This is a genomic window from Streptomyces purpurascens (assembly GCF_045040895.1).
GTDB classification, from domain to species: Bacteria; Actinomycetota; Actinomycetes; order Streptomycetales; family Streptomycetaceae; genus Streptomyces; species Streptomyces purpurascens.
On sequence record NZ_CP108341.1, the window covers coordinates 532439 to 552559 of the forward strand.

Annotated in this window: 19 protein-coding genes; 7 read left to right on the forward strand and 12 right to left on the reverse strand. The window is 70.5% G+C overall.

From position 1 onward, the window contains the following. Positions 1-19: 19 nt before the first annotated feature. Genes OHU35_RS02480 through OHU35_RS02525 form a run of 10 tightly spaced genes read right to left on the reverse strand, consistent with a single transcriptional unit; the run spans position 20 to position 10140 of the window. Entirely contained in the window at positions 20-517 is a 498-nt protein-coding gene (locus OHU35_RS02480) for an Hsp20/alpha crystallin family protein (RefSeq protein WP_405504413.1), read from the reverse strand. Positions 518-564: 47 nt separating this feature from the next. After that, positions 565-2346 carry an FAD-dependent oxidoreductase gene (locus OHU35_RS02485; protein WP_359894681.1) on the reverse strand — a complete coding sequence of 594 codons (1782 nt, stop codon included), beginning with the start codon at positions 2344-2346 and terminating at the stop codon, positions 565-567. Beyond that, a complete protein-coding gene (locus OHU35_RS02490) occupies positions 2346-2609 on the reverse strand; it encodes a UBP-type zinc finger domain-containing protein (RefSeq protein ID WP_359894682.1) in 264 nt (87 codons plus the stop codon). Before OHU35_RS02490 ends, OHU35_RS02485 begins: the two co-directional genes overlap by 1 nt. A 6-nt stretch (positions 2610-2615) precedes the next feature. Beyond that, positions 2616-3074 (reverse strand): thioredoxin, encoded by a 459-nt coding sequence (trxA, locus tag OHU35_RS02495; protein ID WP_359894683.1) that lies wholly within the window; start codon positions 3072-3074, stop codon positions 2616-2618. Next, positions 3071-5710: an ATP-dependent chaperone ClpB gene (gene clpB, locus OHU35_RS02500; RefSeq protein WP_359894685.1), complete on the reverse strand. Its 2640-nt coding sequence runs from the start codon at positions 5708-5710 to the stop codon at positions 3071-3073. Before clpB ends, trxA begins: the two co-directional genes overlap by 4 nt. Beyond that, a complete protein-coding gene (locus OHU35_RS02505; protein WP_359894687.1) occupies positions 5701-6108 on the reverse strand; it encodes a chaperone modulator CbpM in 408 nt (135 codons plus the stop codon). The genes clpB and OHU35_RS02505 overlap by 10 nt, the downstream gene beginning before the upstream one ends. Further along, entirely contained in the window at positions 6108-7055 is a 948-nt protein-coding gene (locus tag OHU35_RS02510) for a DnaJ C-terminal domain-containing protein (RefSeq protein WP_405504417.1), read from the reverse strand. The genes OHU35_RS02505 and OHU35_RS02510 overlap by 1 nt, the downstream gene beginning before the upstream one ends. 6 nt (positions 7056-7061) lie before the next feature. Beyond that, the gene (grpE, locus tag OHU35_RS02515) at positions 7062-7679 is read right to left on the reverse strand and encodes a nucleotide exchange factor GrpE (protein ID WP_359894690.1); all 618 of its coding nucleotides are present in this window, start codon (positions 7677-7679) and stop codon (positions 7062-7064) included. Positions 7680-7688: 9 nt separating this feature from the next. Beyond that, positions 7689-9599 (reverse strand): molecular chaperone DnaK, encoded by a 1911-nt coding sequence (dnaK, locus tag OHU35_RS02520; protein WP_405504419.1) that lies wholly within the window; start codon positions 9597-9599, stop codon positions 7689-7691. Between the two features lie 52 nt (positions 9600-9651). Further along, positions 9652-10140, reverse strand: coding sequence for a general stress protein (locus OHU35_RS02525; protein ID WP_359894694.1), 489 nt, complete (start codon positions 10138-10140; stop codon positions 9652-9654). Positions 10141-10364: 224 nt separating this feature from the next. On the opposite strand from OHU35_RS02525, the gene OHU35_RS02530 reads away from it, so the two are divergent. Beyond that, positions 10365-12137 carry a helix-turn-helix domain-containing protein gene (locus OHU35_RS02530; RefSeq protein WP_359894695.1) on the forward strand — a complete coding sequence of 591 codons (1773 nt, stop codon included), beginning with the start codon at positions 10365-10367 and terminating at the stop codon, positions 12135-12137. Between the two features lie 75 nt (positions 12138-12212). On the opposite strand, the gene OHU35_RS02535 is transcribed toward OHU35_RS02530, so the two are convergent. Together OHU35_RS02535 and OHU35_RS02540 are read right to left on the reverse strand one after the other, a co-directional pair. After that, a complete protein-coding gene (locus OHU35_RS02535) occupies positions 12213-13391 on the reverse strand; it encodes an acyl-CoA dehydrogenase family protein (RefSeq protein ID WP_189725246.1) in 1179 nt (392 codons plus the stop codon). A gap of 113 nt (positions 13392-13504) precedes the next feature. After that, positions 13505-13879: a ferredoxin gene (locus tag OHU35_RS02540; protein WP_184595765.1), complete on the reverse strand. Its 375-nt coding sequence runs from the start codon at positions 13877-13879 to the stop codon at positions 13505-13507. Positions 13880-13982: 103 nt separating this feature from the next. On the opposite strand from OHU35_RS02540, the gene OHU35_RS02545 reads away from it, so the two are divergent. The 6 genes from OHU35_RS02545 (at position 13983) to OHU35_RS02570 (ending at position 20044) form a co-directional block, all read left to right on the forward strand. Next, positions 13983-14348: a DUF6479 family protein gene (locus tag OHU35_RS02545; protein WP_189725245.1), complete on the forward strand. Its 366-nt coding sequence runs from the start codon at positions 13983-13985 to the stop codon at positions 14346-14348. Positions 14349-14528: 180 nt separating this feature from the next. After that, on the forward strand, positions 14529-15035 hold the full coding sequence (locus tag OHU35_RS02550; RefSeq protein WP_184595762.1) for a SigE family RNA polymerase sigma factor: 507 nt from the start codon (positions 14529-14531) through the stop codon (positions 15033-15035). Between the two features lie 11 nt (positions 15036-15046). Further along, a complete protein-coding gene (locus OHU35_RS02555; protein ID WP_189725244.1) occupies positions 15047-15568 on the forward strand; it encodes a cellulase in 522 nt (173 codons plus the stop codon). A 137-nt stretch (positions 15569-15705) separates the two neighbouring features. Continuing rightward, complete coding sequence (locus OHU35_RS02560; protein ID WP_405504422.1) at positions 15706-16986, forward strand: glycosyltransferase; 1281 nt, start codon at positions 15706-15708, stop codon at positions 16984-16986. Then, positions 16983-18245, forward strand: a complete 1263-nt coding sequence (locus OHU35_RS02565) for a glycosyltransferase family 39 protein (RefSeq protein WP_229873022.1) — start codon at positions 16983-16985, stop codon at positions 18243-18245. The genes OHU35_RS02560 and OHU35_RS02565 overlap by 4 nt, the downstream gene beginning before the upstream one ends. Positions 18246-18370: 125 nt before the next feature. Then, positions 18371-20044 (forward strand): cytosine permease, encoded by a 1674-nt coding sequence (locus tag OHU35_RS02570; protein WP_189725242.1) that lies wholly within the window; start codon positions 18371-18373, stop codon positions 20042-20044. The last annotated feature ends 77 nt before the right edge of the window (positions 20045-20121 follow it).

Consider the following 20121-nt stretch of genomic DNA (forward strand, 5'->3'; position numbering starts at 1 on the left):
CCGGAACCGCGGTCGCATCTCAGCCGCTGTTCCCGGTGCTTTCACTCGTCTCGCTGATCTCGACGTGCCGAGGCTTTGCGACCTCGGCCTTGGGGACGGCGATGGTGAGCACCCCGTCCGACATCTGCGCATTGATCTTTTCGGTGTCGACCTCTCCGGGCAGCCGCAGCCGGTATTCGAAGGCTCCGGTGCGACGGGTGCTCCGGCGCAGGACGCCTTTGCGTTCCCTCTCCTTGATCTCTCCGGTGACCACCAGCTCCTGGCCGTTCGCTTCGACGTCGATGTCCTTGCTCTTGACGCCGGGGAGTTCGATCTCGATGTGGAAGGCGTCGTCGGACTCCGTGACATCCGCCAGGGGCGTCCACGCGACTGCGGGCGCCGCGCCTCCCACCGTGGATTCGATCAGTCCGCTCATCTCGCTGAGCAGTTGGTCGAACTCCGTCAGCGGATTGCGTGCCCAGCCAACGGGCCTGTCCTGCATCGCGCCACCGCGGTGGCGCCGGACGGGCGTGGTCATTCCCATCGCCTCCTTCTCCTTCTCGTGATCTCTTCGCCCGCTGGGTGTCATGCGAGCCAAGCGGACTCCTTCGGACGGGTGTGCGGGGAGCTGTCGGTGCCGCCGGGCGCGGCCGTGTGGCCCAGGTAGCGGTGCACGAAGTGGATGCTCATCGCGCCTTCGCCGACCGCGGAGGCCACGCGTTTCACCGAGCCGCTGCGGACGTCGCCGGCGGCGAAGACGCCAGGCAGGCTGGTCTCCAACGTCAGGCAGTCGCGGCCCTGGCTCTGCCACAGTCCGGGGACGGAGCAGGCCTGCGCCTCCGCCCCGGTGAGCACGAAGCCGCGCGCGTCGAGGGCGAGCGCGTCGGACAGCCACTCAGTGTGGGGCTCGGCGCCGGTGAAGACGAACAGGGCGCGCACCGCGAGGTGCCGATGCTCGCCCGTACGGTGGTCGACCACGGTGACCGCCTCCAGCACCTTGTCGCCGAGCGCCTCGGTCATCTCGGTGTGCAGCAGCACGCGCACCCGCGGGTGGCGCTCGACCTGATCGATCAGGTAGCGGGACATGTGTGCCTCGAGGCTCGGCCCACGGACGAGCAGATACACCTGCGGTGCGTACCCGGCCAGGAAGAGCACGGCCTGGCCCGCGGAGTTGCCTCCGCCGACGACGGCCACCGGGTCCGTGCGGCACTGCTGGGCCTCGTAGACGGTCGCCGAGTAGTGGACGCTCGTTCCCTCCAGGCGTTCGATGCCGGACACCTGGAGGCGGCGGTAGCGAGCACCGGTGGCCAGGACGACGGTACGGGCGGTGATCTCGCTGCCGTCGGCGAACCCGACGGCGTAGTGCCCGTCCCGCGGTTCGAGCCGAGCCGCCTCGGCCGGGACGCTGATCCTGGCGCCGAACTTGTCGGCCTGGAGCACAGCCCGTTCGGTGAGTTCGGCGCCGGAGATGCCGGAGGGGAAGCCGAGCAGATTCTCGATGCGGGACGACGTGGCGGCCTGGCCGCCGCTGGCCATGGCCTCGACCACGGTCGTGCCCAGGCCCTCAGAGGCGGCGTTCACCGCGGCGGCGAGACCAGCGGGTCCGGAGCCGACGATCAGGAGATCGCCGTGATGGTTTCCGGCAGGCAGCGACGGCAGACCCATGAGCCGGGCCAGTTCCGCGTTGCTGGGGTTGCGCAACAAAGTGGTGTCCCGCCAGATGACGAGCGGTGTCTCCTCCGGGCCGACGCCGAAGCGGCGCAGCAGCTCCTCGGCCTCCTCGTCGGTCTCCAGATCGATCCAGCGGTGCGGCAGCCGGTTGCGGGCGGCGAACTCGCGCAGCCGCCGGGTGTGAGGCGAATAGCGCGAGCCGATGATGCGGAAACCGGCGCCCTGCCCGACGAGCAAGGCACGGCGGCCCAGGCAGGCGCGCAGCACCACATCGCCGAGGACGGAGTCCCGGGTCACCAGGTCACGCAGCTGATCCATGGACAGGGCGAGGGCCTCACCGGGGTCCCTGACCATGGCGGTGTAGAAGGCCACCTGCCCGTTCAGGAGGCCGAGTTCGCCGATGAAGCGGCCGGGGCCGTGCACACGCAGCAGACGTTCGTCGGGCGTGCCGTAGCCCTCGACGATGGCGACCGAGCCACTGAGGACGACGTAGAACGTCTCGCACCGCTCCCCCTCCCGGATCAGCACGTCACCGGCGTCAACCGCGCGCCGCCGGCCATGCTGCGCCAGGCGGGCCATCTGGTCATCCGGCAGGCGGGGATAGGCGCCGTAGATGTCAGCGGTCTCGAAGGGGACGCTCTCCTCCGCTTCGTCCGGCACAGGCGCCGGGCGTGGCCGTGTCTCGTCGCGGGCCATCACACGAACGCCTCGTGGGCGAAGCACCACCGCCAGTCCTCGCCGGGCTCCAGCGACGCCACGATCGGATGGCCGTCGGCGGCGGCGTGACCGCGCGCGTGCCGGTTCGGCGAGGAATCGCAGCAGCCGACGTGGCCGCAGGTCAGGCAGAGCCTGAGGTGGACCCACGGGGAGCCGAGCAGCAGACACTCTTGACACCCTTCGGGGGTCAGTGGCTGGACCGGCCGGACGAGCGCGAGGTGGGGGTCGGTTCGTACGGTCATGGCTGATCACCCTTTCCCGGCCGGTTCGCGGCCAGCGATCGACTGCTCCACCCACCGCTGCAGGGCAGGGGCAGGTGCGGCACCCGCCTGCCGGGCGATGGTCTGCCCTTTGTCGAGGACCAGCAGCGTCGGTACCGCCTGGACCTCGAACCGCTGCGCCAGGAGCGGGTTCTTGTCGATGTCGACCTTGACCAGCTTGATCTTTCCCGCGAGATCGGCGGCGACCTTCTCCAGCGCGGGGCTCACCATGCGGCAGGGGCCGCACCAGGTGGCCCACAGGTCGACGACGACGGGCACGGTGGCCTGCTCGACGACCTCGGTGAAGTCGTTGTCGCCCGCGTCGGCCATCCACGGCAGAGGCTGCTTGCAGTTGGCGCACCTGGGGCGGCCCTCGGCGGCCACGGGTACCCGGTTGGTGCGCCCGCAGTGCGGGCAGGTGACGTTGGTGGCTTGCACGGTACTCATGCCGCCCTCGCTCCCTTCACGTCTTCGGGCTGGTCGTAGGTGACGACCAGCTCTCCGTGCTCGGCGTCGACGCGGACCTTCGCGCCGTCCTGGACGTCGCCGCGCAGCAGGGCGCGCCCGACCAGTGTCTCGACCTCGTGGGAGATGTAACGCCGCAGCGGCCGTGCGCCGTACACCGGGTCGTAGCCCTGGTGGGCTATCAACTCCCGGGCTGTATCGGTGAGTTCGACGGTGATGCGGCGTTCGGCGACCCGCTGCCGCAGTTCGTCGAACTGCAGCTCCACGATCCGCTCGATCTGCCGCTCACCGAGCGGCTTGAACAGCACGATGTCGTCGACGCGGTTGAGGAACTCCGGGCGGAAGTGCCCGCGCAGTTCGCCCATCACCAGGGCGCGGGCGTCCGGCTTGATCTCACCCTCGGCGGTGGCGCCGTCGAGGAGGTGCTCGGAGCCGATGTTGGACGTCATGATGATCACGGTGTTGCGGAAGTCGACGGTGCGGCCCTGAGCATCGGTGATACGGCCGTCGTCGAGGATCTGCAGCAGGGTGTTGAAGACATCGGTGTGCGCCTTCTCGATCTCGTCGAACAGCACAACCGAGTACGGCTTGCGGCGTACGGCCTCGGTGAGCTGGCCGCCTTCCTCGTAGCCGACGTATCCGGGCGGTGCGCCCATGAGCCGGCTGACAGTGTGACGCTCCTGGTACTCACTCATGTCGAGGCGGACCATGTTCTCCTCGGAGTCGAAAAGGGCCCGGGCGAGGGTCTTGGCCAGCTCGGTCTTCCCGACGCCGGTGGGGCCGAGGAAGATGAACGAGCCGATGGGGCGGCGAGGGTCGCGGATGCCGGAGCGGGCGCGGATGATGGCGTCGGCGACGAGCTGAACGGCCTCGTCCTGGCCGATGACGCGCTCGCGCAGGATCTCGTCGAGGCGCAGCAGCTTCTCGCGTTCGCCCTCCTGGAGGCGGGCGACGGGAACGCCGGTCCAGGCGGCGACGATCTCGGCGATCTCCTCCTCCGTGACGACCTCGCGCAGCAGCCGGTTCTCCCCTTGCTTCGCGGCCAGTTGCTCCTCCTCTGCGGCGAGCCGGCGCTCCAGGTCCTGGAGGCGGCCGTAGCGGAGTTCGGCGGCGCGGTTGAGGTCGTAGGCGCGTTCTGCCTCCTCCGCCTCGTGGCGGACCTGCTCCAGTTCCTGGCGCAGTTCCTGCACGCGGCGGATGGCCTGCCGTTCGGCCTCCCACTGGGCGTGCTTGGCGTCGGCCTCTCCACGCAGGTCGGCCAGTTCCCTGCGCAGCTCCTCCAGGCGGGTTTTGCTGGCCGGGTCGGTCTCCTTGGAGAGCGCCGCCTCCTCGATCTCCAGGCGGGTGACGCGGCGAGTGATCTCGTCGAGTTCGGCGGGCATCGAGTCGATCTCGGTACGCAACCGGGCGCACGCCTCGTCGACGAGGTCGATGGCCTTGTCGGGCAGGAACCGATCGGTGATGTAGCGGTGGCTGAGGGTGGCCGCGGATACCAGCGCGGTGTCCTGGATCTTCACGCCGTGGAAGATTTCCAGGCGTTCGCGCAGTCCGCGCAGGATGGAGATGGTGTCCTCCACGCTCGGCTCCTCGACCAGGACCTGCTGGAAGCGGCGCTCGAGGGCGGCGTCCTTCTCGATGTGCTTGCGGTACTCGTCGAGGGTGGTGGCACCGATCATGTGGAGTTCGCCGCGGGCGAGCATCGGCTTGAGCATGTTGCCCGCGTCCATGGCTCCTTCGGCGGCGCCCGCGCCTACGACGGTGTGGAGTTCGTCGACGAAGAGCAGGATGTGCCCCTGGGCTGCCTTCACCTCGGACAGCACGGCCTTGAGGCGTTCCTCGAACTCGCCCCGGTACTTTGCCCCGGCCACCAGGGAGCCCATGTCGAGTGCGAACACGGTCTTGTCGCGCAGTCCTTCGGGCACATCGCCGCGGACGATGCGCTGGGCGAGGCCCTCGACGATGGCGGTCTTGCCGACGCCGGGGTCGCCGATGAGGACCGGGTTGTTCTTGGACTTGCGGCTGAGGATCTGAGTGACGCGGCGGATCTCGGCGTCCCGGCCGATGACCGGGTCGAGTTTGCCGTCCCTGGCCTCGGCGACCAGGTCGCGGCCGTACTTCTCCAGGGCCTCGTAGGCCACTTCGGGGTTGGCCGAGGTCACGCGCTGGTTGCCGCGGATCTGGGTGAGCGCGCTCAGGAACGAGTCCCGGGTGATGCCGTGCTCCTTGAGGAGCCGTCCGGCGGCGGTGGACGAGCCCTCCTCGGCCAGGGCGAGCAGGAGGTGCTCCACGGAGACGTACTCGTCCTTGAGTCGTTTGGCCTCCCGCTCAGCCGCGTCAAGCAGCCGGGACAGGCGCTGGGTGACGAACACCTGGCCCGGCGCAGCACCCGGGCCGGTCACCTTGGGTCGGCGGGAAAGCTCCTCACGCACAGCCGCACTGAGCTCCTCGGGCTCCCTGCCCGCCTGTTGCAGCAGCCGCGGGATCAGGCCGTCCTCCTGGTCGAGGAGCGCGAGCAACAGATGCTCACCGTCGACCTCGGTCTGGCCCATGCGGACGGCGGCGGTCTGCGCCTCCTGGAGGGCTTCCTGTGACTTCTGGGTGAGACGGTTCATGTCCATGGGGGTGAGTCACTCCTCCTGCCGCGGTCGCGCAGTGCGGCTTCGAGCAGGCTGATGCGGTCGAGCAGGTCGAGCACCAGACCGATGGATGCGTAGTTGAGGCAGAGTCCGGAGCGCAGCCGCTGGACGCGGGCGAGGACCGCCGGGGCCGCGGGGTCGAACACGAGGTGCCCCGCGGCGTCGCGTTCGGCGTCGACCAGGCCGAGGGCGACGAACCGGCGGACCAGGTCGGGGTGGAGGCCCGAGCGGCGGGCCACGGTGTCCAGGGAAAGCCTGGGCACGGGGACGAGCGCGTACCGCACGGCCGTGGAGCCGGCGCTCGTCCGTGCGGGACGCCCGCCCGCGTCGGCCCGGGCGGCCTGACCGCCGGTCGCCGCCCATGAGGGTCGGTCGCTCATCACGTCCTCCTGGGGTCGTACGAAGAGGTGGCGGCGAGTTCCTCGAACAGCTCGCGCTCCCGGTCGCCGAGGGCGGGCGGCACCATGACGCGGAGTTCGGCGTACAGGTCGCCGTTCGCGCCGCGCGGGTTCGGCATGCCCTCGCCGCGCAGTCGCAGCCGCCGGCCGCTGGAGGAGCCCGCGGGCACCGTGACCTTGGCCGTGCCGCCGCCGGGGGTGGGCACCGGCACGGTCGCACCCAGGGCCGCCTCCCAGGGGGTGACGGGGACCTGTACGTGGACGTCGCGGCCGTCCAGCCGGAACCGGGGGTGGGGCTGTATACGCACCCGTAGGAACAGGTCGCCCGCGGGTGCGTCACCACTGCCCCGGCCACCCTCGCCCGCCAGGCGGATGCGCTGACCGTCGGTGACGCCGGGCGGTACGTCGACCTCGTAGCGTCGCGGCTGCCCGGTGGGGCCGGCGAGCGTGACGGTCCGGCGGCCGCCCCTGTAGGCCTCCTCGACGGTGAGCGGCAGCTCGGCCTCCTGGTCGGCCCCCGGTACACCGCCGGGGGCGCCGCCTGCCCCGAAGAGCGAGCCGAGCAGGTCCTCGATGTCGACGCCCTCCGCTGCGAAGTCGTCGCCGAAGCCGGTGTACCGGACACGGGGGCCGCCCGCACCAGCGGTCCTCCGAGCGCGGAAGCCGCCGCCCGCTCCGGCCGCGACCCGTTCGTCGAAGTCCTCGGGGATCTTGCGGAAATCCTCGCCGAAGCGGTCGTAACGGGCCCGTGTCTTGGGGTCCGAAAGGACGCTGTATGCCTCGTTGAGGTCCTTGAAGCGTTCCTCCGCCCCCGGGTCCTTGTTGACGTCGGGGTGGTACTTGCGGGCGAGTTGGCGATATGCCTGCTGGATCTCGTCCTGGGTCGCGGTCCGTGACACGCCCAGCACCTCGTAGAAGTCCCGTGCCATGACCGGTCACTCCCGCTTCGCGACAGTCACGGCGGCGGGCCTGAGCTGCCGTTCCCCGTCCCCATAGCCCGGGCGCAGCACCTCGACGACCGTGCCCGGTGGGGCGTCGGGGTCCTGAACGACGCCGACCACCTCGTGCCGGGCGGGGTCGAAGGCGACGCCGGTCTCCGCGTGCCGCGGGTAGCCGAGCAGTTCGAGGACGTTCACCGCCTGGTCGCGGACCGCCCGGACGCCCTCGACGATCGCGCCGGGGTCGGATCCGGCATGGGTCAGAGCGAGTTCGAGGTTGTCCAGGACGGGCAGGAAGGCGGCGGCTGTGCGGGACCGCTCGGCCGTCCGCTCCCGCTCCAGTTCCCTGGTGTGGCGCTTGCGGAGGTTGTCGAGGTCGGCGAGCGCGCGCCGCCAGCGGTCCTCGAGTTCCTGGAGGTCGGCCGTGTGCTCGTCCTCGGACGGTGCGGGGCCGCCGGCCGCGTCGGGGCCGGGTTCCTCGTCCGTATCAGGCCCCGTCCCGGTCGGCGGGCCCGAGCGCGGAAGATCCCCTCGGGGAGGGCGTACGGCGCCCTCTGGAGCCGGGTCGGCCGGGTCCGGCACGGCCGGGTCGGATTCCCTTGGGTGGATCGGCATGGCGGTACCTCAGTCCTTGTCGAACTCGGCATCGATGACGTCGTCGTCACCACCACCGCCGCTCGGGCCGCCGCCGGTCGCACCGTCCCCGGTGGTGTCCTGGTCGGGACCGCTCGTGGTGGCGCCACCCTGATGCGCCGCCAGCCCGGTCAGGACCTGCTGGAGTTCGGAGGTCAGGGGCCGCACCCGCTCCACGCCCGCCTCCTCCTTGACCGCAGCCCGGGCATCCGACACCAGCATCTCGGCGCGTGCCTTCTCGTGCGAGGGTGCGGCGTCGCCCAGCTCGGTGAGGCGCTTGTCGACCTGGTACGCGACGGCGTCGAGCTCGTTGCGGGCGTCGACGGCCTCGCGCAAGGCCTGGTCCTGGCCCTGGTTGCGCTCGGCCTCCTGGACCATGCGTTCGACCTCGCCGCGGTCGAGGTTGGAGCTCTCGCTGATGGTGATGCCCTGTTCCTTGCCGGTGTCCCGGTCTCGGGCCTTGACGTTGAGAATGCCGTTGGCGTCGATGTCGAAGGTGACCTCGACCTGTGGTTCCCCGCGCGGCGCCGGGCGGATGTCGGTGAGCTGGAAGCGGCCGAGCACCCGGTTGTCTGCGGCCCGTTCGCGCTCGCCCTGGAGGACGACGATGTCGACGGCGGGCTGGTTGTCCTCGGCGGTGGAGAAGGTCTCGGTGCGGCGCACGGGGATGGTGGTGTTCCGCTCGATGATCTTCGTCATCACGCCGCCGCGTGTCTCGACACCCAGCGACAGGGGCGTGACATCGAGCAGCAGGACGTCCTTGACCTCACCCTTGAGCACCCCGGCCTGGATCGCGGCGCCCAGGGCCACGACCTCGTCGGGGTTGACGCTCATGTTGGGTTCCTTGCCGCCGGTCAGCCGGCGCACGAGGGCCTGGACGGCGGGGATGCGGGTGGAACCGCCGACGAGGATGACCTCGTCGATGTCGCTCTCGCCGACCTTGGCGTCGGCCATGGCCTGCTGGACCGGCCCCAGGCACCGCTCCACCAGGTCGCTGGTGATCTGCTCGAACGTGGACCGCATGACCGAGTCGGTGAGGTGCTTGGGGCCCGCGGCATCGGCGGTGATGAACGGCAGGCTGACCTGCGTCTGCGTCACCGAACTCAGCTCGGTCTTGGCCTTCTCCGCCGCTTCGAACAGACGTTGCAGGGCCTGCGGATCCTTGCGCAGATCGATGCCGTTCTCCTTCTGGAAGTCGTCCGCGAGGTGATCCACCAGACGCCGGTCGAAGTCGTCACCGCCCAGGTGGCTGTCGCCCGCCGTGGAACGCACCTCCACCACGCCGTCGCCCACGTCGAGGATGCTCACATCGAACGTGCCGCCGCCGAGGTCGAAGACCAGCACTGTCTCGTGCTGCTTCTTGTCCATGCCGTACGCGAGGGCGGCCGCGGTCGGCTCGTTGATGATCCGCAGCACCTCCAGTCCCGCGATCCGCCCGGCGTCCTTGGTGGCGGTGCGCTGGGCGTCGTTGAAGTAGGCGGGCACGGTGATGACCGCCTCCGTGACCCGTTCCCCGAGTTGCTTGGAGGCGTCGTCGGCGAGTTTGCGCAGCACCTGGGCGCTGATCTCCTCGGGCGCATGGAGCTTGTCGCGCACCTTGAAGCGGGCGACGCCGCCCGGGCCCTCGACGACGTCGTACGCCACCGCTCTGGCCTCGTCCGGGATCTCGTCGAAGTGCCGGCCGATGAACCGCTTGGCCGAGTAGATGGTGCCCTTGGGGTTGAGGATCGCCTGGCGCCGGGCCAGCTGGCCCACCAGCCGTTCCCCGGTGTCGGTGAAGGCCACCACGGACGGTGTCGTACGGTTGCCCTCGGTGTTGGGCACGACGGAGGGTTCGCCGCCCTCCCACACGGCGATCACCGAGTTCGTGGTGCCCAGGTCGATGCCCACTGCCTTGGCCATGAGGAACTCCTCCCGCTGCGGCGGCATGCGCCGCACCTGCGGATCCGATCGTTCACGTATGGGCGGGACGTCCGCGGACGCCGGTGGTCTGCAGCCCGCCGAGCAGCCGTACGGCCTCGTCGGCGACCTCTTCGTCCACGACGACGTCGTACCGGCTGGGCTCCATCGAGCGGACCGAGGCGAAGTCCCGGCGGCCGCCCTGCAGGGCGTACAGCAGCAGACCGAACAGCGCACCCACGATCGCCCCGAAAATCAGGCCGTAGAGGGCGACGAGCAGGGCGGAGACGAGCGGGTCCACCCAGTCGACCAAGCCGAAGAGCCAGCCGATCAGCGCACCGGGAAGGGCCCCGCTCGCCGCACCGTGGAGGGCGGCCCTGCCATAGTCCATACGTCCGACGACCTGCTCGACGAGGCGGACGTCCTGGCCGATGATGGCCACCCTCTGCACGGGAAACCCCTGGTCCGAGAGGTGGTCGACGGCGCGCTCGGCCTTCTGGTACGTCTCGTACGTGGCAACGGTCCTACGAGGCTGCTCGGTCATCGCCGAGTCCTTCCTGCGGTGTGCACGGCGGCCCCCGGCACGCCCCAGACTCGCGAACCGAACAGCTCTGTGCCTGCACCCGGCAGGTCAAAGAACAACGGAGCCCGTCCCCCCGTGAGCACGAGACGAAGACTCCGGACATCTCGGGTATTTTGGTCGGGGGCGGCGTGGAGGAGGGACGCGGACGCTGTCCTCTCTGAGGGCTCAGGGAAGGGAGCGATCCCATGGCCGGCTGCCGGGGCCAGGGTGTGCACCGACACTCCCCCGACCGGCGAGGCAGTCTTCCGCCGGGCCGTCTGGGGCAGCACCCCACGATCTCGCGGAGAGGGTCTCGCCAGCCCCATTCCACCCTGGCATCCCACAAACTGCCGGCAGTCTCTCGCGCCCTGTTCGACACTCGGGACGAAAGCGAGATCCTGCGCCTGGCCATGGACCACGTGTCGACTGTCGGCCCCTACAAAGCTGAGGCCGGATACCTCAGCGTCCACGGCCAAATGGTCCCCAGTCCGCAGGTCGGGCCGGGTGATGCGTCAGCCGTCGACCGGACGGTGCGAGAGCTGACAGGGCGGGACGTCCCCGTAACCGTTCCCGGCCGGTCCTGGGGCCGGGCCTTGGCTCTGCGCGGACCCGGTGGACTGCACGGCTACCTTGTGGTGACGTCTCGCTCCCGACCCACCGAGGCCCAGCACTTCCTGCTCGCCACGCTCGTACGTCTCACCGCCGCGGCCCTGTCGGTCGCCGTCGCGCACCGCCATCAGCGGGAAGACGCCCTGGAGCTACACCGACTGCGACGGGAACGGGCGACACTTCAGCAGCGGTTGGTCTCTTTCGTGGTCGAGCTGGGATATCAACGGGCCGTGCACGAGGCCCTCACCGAGGTCGCGGCCTCGGGCGGCGGCGAGGAGGCCATCACCGGCGCCCTGCATGGGCTCACCGGATTTCCCGTGCTGGTGGAGGACCGCTTCGGCCGACTGCGGTCCTGGGCCGGTCCCGGCCGGCCCGACCCCTATCCGGAACCGGACCCCGCACGCCATGAGGAGATGCTCCAGCGGGTCGCCCGGATAGGCGGACCCGTGCGCATAAAGGACCGGCTGATCTCCCTGGTACGCCCCCGCGGTGAGGTCCTCGGTGTGCTGGCCCTGGTCGATCCCCAGGACGACGCCGACGAGTACACCGTGTTCGCTCTGGAGCACGCCGCCACGTCACTCGCCCTGGAACTGTCGCACCTGCGCCATCTGGCGGAGGTGGAGCTGCGACTGCACCGCGAACTGGTCGACGATCTTCTGGCGGGCACGGACAAGGCGAGCGCCTATGCCCGGTCCGAGGCGTTCGGACACGACCTGCACCGCATCCAGTACGTGATCGTCGTGCAGTGGAGGAGCCGGGCCTCGGACGACGCTTTCGCGCGGACCGTGGGCCGGGCGGCTTCGGCTGTGGGTATGCCGTCGCTGGTGACTCGGCGTTCCGACCACGTGGTCCTGGTGGCCGAGGGCAGGCCCGACGACCACGCCTTGTACGAGACACTCACCCGGGAGACCGGAACACCGGACGGGACGATCGGGGTGAGCGCCCTCTGCAACACTCCGGACGGTATTCCCAACCGCTACCAGGAAGCACTGCGTGCCATGGAGGTCCGCCGACGGTCCCGAAGTCGCTACGGCACGACGTTTTTCGACGATCTGGGCCTCTACCGCATCCTGGGGCCCGGAAATGAATACCGGGAGCTGGAGGCGTTCGTACGGGAATGGCTCGGACAGCTCATCGACTACGACGGCCGGCACCGGACGGCGCTCGTGGAGACCCTGTCCCGGTACTTCGACTGCGGCGGCAACTACGCCGAGACCGCCGAATCCGTCGCGATTCACCGCAGCACGCTCCGCTACCGGCTCCAGCGCATCCGCGAGATCAGCGGCCATGACCTCACGAATGTGGATGACCGCCTCAACCTGCAGGTCGCGACCCGGGTGTGGAAGATCATGCTGGGCGGACCGGGTTGAGGAGCCCATGGCGATGGGACCGACTCAGCTGCCCCTATCGCCGTGGTGCCAACCAAAAATCCTCGTCACACGAGGTCAGCGACGCACCCGCGGCATCCCCAGCCCGATCCACGAGATGATCTCCCGCTGGATCTCGTTGTTGCCGCCGCCGAAGGTGAAGATGACCGCCGAGCGGTAGCCGCGTTCCAGTTCGCCGTGCAGGACCGCGCCCGCCGAGCCCTCCTTCAGGGCTCCGGGGGCGGCGACGATCTCCATGAGCCAGGCGTAGGCGTCGCGCCGGGCCTCGGAGCCGTAGACCTTGACGGCGGAGGCGTCCTGCGGGGTGAGGGTGCCCTCCTGGACGGAGTTGACCATCTGCCAGTTGAGCAGCTTGAGGGCGTCCAGCCGGGCGTGGGTGCGGGCCAGGAGGCGGCGTACCCAGGGCAGGTCCGCGACCCGGCGGCCGTCGGCGAGCTTGGTCTCCGTCGACCAGCGCTGCACGTCGTGCAGGGCGCGGATCGCCATGGTGCCGTGGGCGGCCAGGGTCACGCGCTCGTGGTTGAGCTGGTTGGTGATCAGCCGCCAGCCCTGGTTCTCGGCGCCGACCCGGCGGGAGACGGGGACGCGGACGTTCTCGTAGTAGCTGGCCGTGGTGTCGTGCGAGGCGAGGGTGTTGATCAGGGTGCAGGAGTAGCCGGGGTCGGTGGTCGGCACCAGCAGCATCGTGATGCCCTTGTGCGGCGGGGCGTCCGGGTCGGTGCGGACCGCCAGCCACACCCAGTCGGCCGTGTCGCCGTTGGTCGTCCAGATCTTCTGGCCGTCGACGACGTACTCGTCGCCCTCCCGTACCGCACGGGTCCGCAGTGACGCGAGGTCGGTGCCCGCGCCGGGCTCGCTGTAGCCGATGGCGAAGTCGATCTCGCCGGAGAGGATCCTCGGCAGGAAGTAGGCCTTCTGCTCGTCGGTGCCGTACCGCATGATCGTCGGACCGACGGTGTTCAGCGCCATCAGGGGCAGCGGGACGCCGGCCTGCGCGGCCTCGTCGAAGAAGATGAACTGCTCCATGGCGGTCAGGCCGCGCCCGCCGTACTCCTCGGGCCAGCCCACGCCGAGCCAGCCGTCCGTGCCGAGCCGCCGGATCGTCTCGCGGTAGAACCGCTTCTGGTCGGCGGGGGCGCCGTGCCGGGCGTAGGCGTGGTCCGGGACCAGTGCGGCGAAGTAGGCGCGCAGCTCGGTGCGCAGCCGCTGCTGCTCGGGCGTGTATTCGAGGTGCACGGCGCCTCCAGGCTCCCCAAGACCGGTCCTGTCGGCGCACACCGTAGAACGTGTTTCAGAAATTGGGAATGGCGATGTCACCTCGGTGTCGGTCGGCTCAGTTGAGCGTGGGCTCAGTTCAGCGTGGCGAGGAAGTCCGTGCAGGCGCGTGCGCACGCGCGGCACGCCGCCGCCGAGTCCTCCGCCCCCGGCTGCCGGTCGAAGGCGTGGGCGGCCTCCAGGCACACGGTCCGGCACCACTCCACCTGGGCGCGGATGCTGCCCTCGTCCACCTGGTTCTGCTCGGACAGGACACGGCAGGTCGCGTCGCAGACCTCCGCGCACATGATGCCCTTGCGTCGTACGAGTTCCTGGTTCTCGGTGCCGTCGGGATCCACAAGGCTCGCGCGCAGCGCGCACGCCCGCGCGCACTCTGTACACGCCTGCGCGCAGGCGAAGCGGTCCTCCAAGAACCGGAACAGCTCCTGCTGGGATGTCGTCGGAGTCACACCGCGCGGGTAGCCCCGGTCGATGCCCGTCAAACCCGGTGTTCCCAAGGGGTGCGTGCGAGGCGACCGGGTTCGTGGTGAGGACCAGGGGTACCCGCGCGCCATGCATACCGCATGGATGGAGATGGCCGCGGGCCGTGGCGCCCTCGGCATCGGGCTGGTCGTGGCAGGTGTGGTGGTCGTGGCCCTGCTGCTGGGGGCCTTCGTCCTCGGCGTTCGCATCAAGCGCAGGGAGCTGCCCACGCCGCGCCCCGAGGAGCAGCCGCGGCTGCCCGACGGCGGCCCGGTCGGCGAGGTCAGTGAACGCCGGGAGCCCGAGGAGGTGCCGAGAAGCCAGGACCGGCTGACGCCGCACCGGCTGAAGGCCCACGGCAACGTGAGCGACCGGAGGAGCGCGTCACAGGAGCGCCCGCGGTGGGACGAGGGCAGCAGCGGTTCGTTCGGCGGCGGTGGCCCGGGCGGCAGGTGATTCCGCGCGGCGTCGCCGTCCCCGGGTGGACACCGGAAGGGCTCGTGCTTGTGCACGGGCCCTTTTCCATGCCCGAGTCCGGCCGGAGTGAGGTGGATCACAGGATCCGGGTGCAGCGTGGGGCGGGGTCCAGCGTCTTTTCAGAGGTGTAGGAGGCCACTGAGACGCGGGACGGTGAGGATGGAGCAGGTTCGGGCGGACGGCTTCGACGAGTTCGTGGCCGCCCGTTGGTCGGCGCTGCTCCATGTCGCGCGGCTGCTCACGGGGGGCGACCGGCAACGGGCCGAGGACCTGGTGCAGGAGGCCCTGGTGAAGCTGTGGTTCGCCTGGCCGAAGGTCGCGGAGCAGGCCCCGGAGGCGTACGTCCGCACGGTGCTGGTGCGGATGGCGGCGCGCTCGGCGCGGCGGCGCTGGTGGGGTGAGCGCCCGGTGGAGCAGCTGCCGGACCGGGCCGACCCGGGCGATGTGTCGTCCACCGTGGCGGAACGCTCGCGGCTGGAGGCCGCGTTGGCGCTGCTGTCGCCCAAACAGCGGGCGGCGGTGGTGCTGCGCTACTACGAGGACCTGCCCGAGGCCCAGGTCGCCCAGGCGCTGGGCTGCCCCGTGGGCACCGCACGGTCCCACGCGTCACGCGGAGTGGCACGGCTCCGCCAGATCCTGTCCGACGCCGTCAGGCCCGTGGGGTGAAGGGAGAAACGATGGACGACTTCGAGCGGGACCTGTCGCGGCTGATGCGCGACACCCAGCAGCACGCCCCCTACGAGCCCGCGCAGCGGCAGCGGCTGCACCAGGGCATCCGGGCCCGCCGCCGGTCGCGGATGCTGTGGAAGGCGGGCGGCTCCGCCGTGGCGGTGGCCGGGCTCAGCGTCGGGCTCGCCCTGCTGCCCAGCATGCTCACCAAGGCCCAGCCCGCCGATCCCCGGCCGCGGCCCGCGACAAGCCCGACGCCGACGCACGACAACGGGCCCACGACCGACACCTCGGATCCGAGCCCGGCTCCGACCCGGTCGGCGGCGTCGGTGCCCGCGACCTCGGCCGGCAGCAGCACGCCGACCGGGACCACGAGCACGCCGACCGGCCCCGCGCCGACCGCCACACCCTCCGAGAGCCCGACCTCGACGGCGTTCCCCTCGCCGCCCCCTTCCCCGACCCGTACGACGGCGCCGCCGTCCGCCCTGGAGACGACACAGGAGCCCTCCGCATCGGTCAGTACCGAGTAGCCGCCTGAGAGGCGATCCCTGCCAGGGGCGTCATCGCCCCGCACTCCCGTCACCGCACCACCGACACGGGCGCCTTCGGTATGCCCGGAACCGGCGCTCGCGGATGCCACGCGCCAGAAAGAGACCGGTAAGCAGCCATGAAGACCGAACGGCGGTCGGCCCTGATCGACCGCCCGACCTCAGAGCTCGCCGCTTTGCCGCGCCGGGCGCCCCTGCCCGCGCACCACCCGGACCCCGTCCTCGACGTGGTCGTGCCCGTGTACAACGAGGAGAACGACCTGGAGCCGTGCGTCCGGCGCCTGCACGCACACCTCGGCGAGACGTTCCCCTACTCGTTCCGGATCACCATCGCCGACAACGCGAGCACCGACCGGACCCCGCGGATCGCCGCGCGGCTGGCCGCCGAACTGCCCGGCACGGACTGGATCCGGCTGGCCGAGAAGGGGCGGGGCCGCGCGCTGCATGCCGCCTGGTCGCGGTCCCGTGCACCGGTGCTGGCGTATCTGGACGTGGATCTGTCCACCGACCTCGCGGCGCTGCTGCCGCTGGTCGCGCCGCTGATCTCGGGGCACTCGGACATCGCCATCGGCACCCGTCTGGCGCGTGGTTCGCGGGTGGTGCGCGGGCCGAAGCGGGAGATCGTCTCCCGTTGCTACAACGGGCTGTTGCGCTCCACGCTCGCCGTGGGGTTCTCCGACGCGCAGTGCGGGTTCAAGGCGGTGCGGCGGGATGTCGCCGAGCGGCTGCTGCCGCTGGTGGAGGACCAGGGGTGGTTCTTCGACACCGAGTTGCTGGTCATCGCCGAGCGCGCGGGGCTGCGGATCCACGAGGTGCCGGTGGACTGGGTGGACGACCCCGACAGCCGGGTGCGCATCGTCTCCACGGCGCTCGCCGATCTGCGGGGCATGGCGAGGCTGGGGCGGGCCCTGGCCTGCGGCAGGCTGCCGCTGAGCGCGCTGCACCGCAGCGACGGCGACCTCGCCGGGGCGCTGCCGGCGGGCCTGGCCCGGCAGGCGGTGCGCTTCGCCGCCGTCGGTGTCGCCAGCACCCTGTGCTACCTGCTGCTCTACCTCGGGCTCAGACCGGCGACGGGGCCGCAGGCCGCCAACGCGCTCGCCCTGCTCGCCAGCGCGGTCGCCAACACCGCGGCCAACCGGCGGCTCACCTTCGGGGTGCGGGGGCGCGGCGGCGCGCTGCGCCACCATCTCAAGGGCCTGGCGGCTTTCCTGGTCGGGCTGGCCCTGACCAGCGGTTCCCTGGCCGCCCTGCACCACACCGCGCCCGGTGCCGGCCGCGAGGTCGAGCTCGTGGCCCTCGTCGCCGCCAACCTGGCCGCGACGCTGCTGCGCTTCCTTCTCTTCCGGGCCTGGGTGTTCCCCGCCCGCGACAACGACCGCCGTACGACAGGATCCTCATGAGCACCGCCGAGCTGAGCCGACCGCTGTCCGGCCACGAGCCTCCTGAAGTCCCCCGAAGATCCAGGGAGTTCCGCCGGCGGCTGCGCTGGGCCGCCGTGCGCTACGGTCCCGTGCTGCTGACGTACGGCGTGCTGAAGCTGGCCGGCTTCGCCGTCTTCATGTACCTGCTGGATTCCGCGGGCGACTTCCGGAAGAAGAACCCCCGCTTCGGCGGCGGCGAGCACGCCTGGGACGTCCTGGCCAGCTGGGACGGCTGGTGGTACCAGCAGATAGCCGAGCACGGATACGACCCGGCCCTGGAACCGGTCCCGGGCGCGACCGGTCTGATCACCCTCGAGGGCAACTCGGCGGCGTTCTTCCCGCTGTACCCGGCGCTGATGCGCCTGGTCTCGGAGTGCACCGGGCTCGGGCTGTTCGGCGCCGGCCTGACGGTGTCCGTGATCGCCTCGTTCGTCGCGGCGCTCGGCATCTACGCCGTGGCGCGGCGGCTCGGCGGCCACCGGGCAGGGCTGGTCGCGGCCGGGCTGTGGGCGGTCTGGCCCGGCTCGGGCACGGAGTGGTCGGGCTACTCGGAATCCCTCTACACGGCTCTCGCCGCGTGGGCCTGTCACGCCGTCATGTCCCGCCGCTGGCTGACCGCGGGCCTGCTGACCTGTGCGGCCGGGCTCTGCCGGCCCACCGCCGCCGCGCTGATCGCCGCCCTCGCCGTCGCCGCGCTGCTGTCCCTGCGCCGGCGTGCGGACGGTGTCCTGCGTCCGCTGGCAGCCGTGGCGATCGCACCGCTGGGACTGTTCGGCTATCTCGCCTGGGTCAACTACCGCATGGGCGACATCAACGGCTACTCCAAGCTCCAGGACGGCGCGTGGGCCCACAAGTTCGACTGGGGAGCCCATACGTTCAAGGTGCTGACGTCCCTTCCCGTCGGGCACTTCGACTATCTCTTCGCCAGGGCGTTCGAGGACGTCATCGGCGTCTGCGTCGTGCTGGCGGTGCCGGTGCTGACGGTGCTGCTGCTGCGGCTGCGCCCGCCGGCGGTACTCGTCGTCTACACGGTGCTGTCGTATCTCATGGTGATGACCACCCAGCAGATCTTCGGCAACGTCTCGCGCTATCTGCTGCCCCTCTTCCCGCTGTTCGTCCCTCTCGCCCTCGCGATGCGCCGGCTCAGATGGCCGTCCCTGGCCTCGGTCCTCGGCACGGCAGCGCTGGCCTCAGGGTCGTACGCGGGGTATGTGCTCTTCGAACTCGGAGTGCCGTAGACGGCCGCTGTCGACGCGTGAGATGCCTCCGAAACATTCCCTTCACGCAGGAAGTATTTAGGGGTAACGCCCGCTGCCTACCGTGCCTGCCTTGTCGTCCCCAACCCGCAGCGAGGAGGCGTGGCATGAGTACGGAGCCACGACTGGCAGAAGTCACCGATCCGGACCCGGCGCAGCAGGCGGCGCCGGGTTCCGACCAGGCCGTCAAGGAGACCCTGGAGGACTACACCCTCCGCTTCGCGCCGCGCAGTTACCGGCGCTGGACTCCGATGGTGGTGGCGACGACCGCGCTCGGCGGCATCGCCTACATGGCCGACTTCTCCATCGGCGCCGGCATCGGCCTGGCGCACGGCACCGGCAACGCGCTCCTGGCGATCGCCGTCGCCGCCGTCGTCATCTTCGTGACCGGCTTCCCGCTCGCCTACTACGGGGCCCGCTACAACATCGACCTGGACCTGATCACGCGCGGCTCCGGCTTCGGCTACTTCGGCTCGGTCCTCACGAGCGTCATCTTCGCCAGCTTCACCTTCATCTTCTTCGCCCTCGAAGGCTCGATCATGGCCCAGGGCCTGAAGCTGGGCCTCGGACTGCCGTTGTGGCTGGGCTATCTGGTCTCCACCCTCATGGTGATCCCGCTGGTGATCTACGGCATGACGGCGCTGAGCAAGCTCCAGGTGTGGACCACCCCGATCTGGCTGCTGCTGATGGTCGGCCCGCTGGTCTACCTGGTCGCCACCGACCCGGGCACCGTCGACCGCTTCCTCGCCTACGCGGGCACCGACGGGGACGGCGGGGTCAACACCGCCTCCGTGCTGCTGGGCGCGGGCGTGTGCCTGTCACTGATCGCGCAGATCGGTGAGCAGATCGACTATCTGCGCTTCATGCCGCCCAAGACCGAGGCGAACAAGCGGAGTTGGTGGACGGCCGTGGTGATGGCCGGCCCGGGCTGGGTGGTGCTCGGCGCGCTGAAGCAGGCCATCGGTGTGTTCCTCGCGGTCTACATCATCGCGGAGGTCGGTCCCACCGCGGCCCCCGAGCCGATCCAGCAGTTCAAGCACGCCTTCGACGCGATGATGCCGTCCTGGATCGTCCTCCCGCTGGCCGTGGCCCTGGTCGTGATCAGCCAGATCAAGATCAACGTGACGAACGCGTACTCCGGATCCCTCGCCTGGACCAACTCCTTCACCCGGGTCACGAAGCGCTACCCGGGCCGGATGGTCTTCGTCCTGGTCAACCTGGGCTTCGCGCTGGCCCTGATGGAGGCCGACATGTTCAGCTTCCTCAACAGCATCCTGGGCTTCTACTCGAACTGCGCGATCGCCTGGGTGGTCACCGTGGCCACCGACATCGGAATCAACAAGTACGTGCTGAAACTGTCCCCGCACGCCCCCGAGTTCCGCCGCGGCATGCTCTACGCCGTCAACCCGGTCGGTGTCGTGGCGTTCGTCGCCGCGTCCGGGCTGTCCATCGCCATGTACTTCCACGCGCTGGGCGACACGCTCCAGCCGTACTCCCCCGTCGCCGCGGCCGTCATCGCCTTCGTCCTCACGCCGCTGATGGCCGTCGTCACCAAGGGCAGGTACTACCTGCGCCGCGCGGACGACGGCATCCCCGAGCCGCTCCTGGACGAGGACGGCAATCCCAGCGCCGTGACGTACGAGTGCCATGTGTGCCGGCAGCAGTTCGAGCGGCCGGACGTGGCCGCCTGCCGGACGCACGACGCCGTGGTCTGCTCGCTCTGCCTGAGCACCGACAAGGTGGGCGACCACGTCCTGCCGGAGGCGCCCGCCGTGGCGTGACGCCCCTGCGGCGGAAGCGGGCCGAGACGCGATTCGGCCCGCTCGTCGTTTTTCTCCCTCTCCGACGAGGCCTTCCG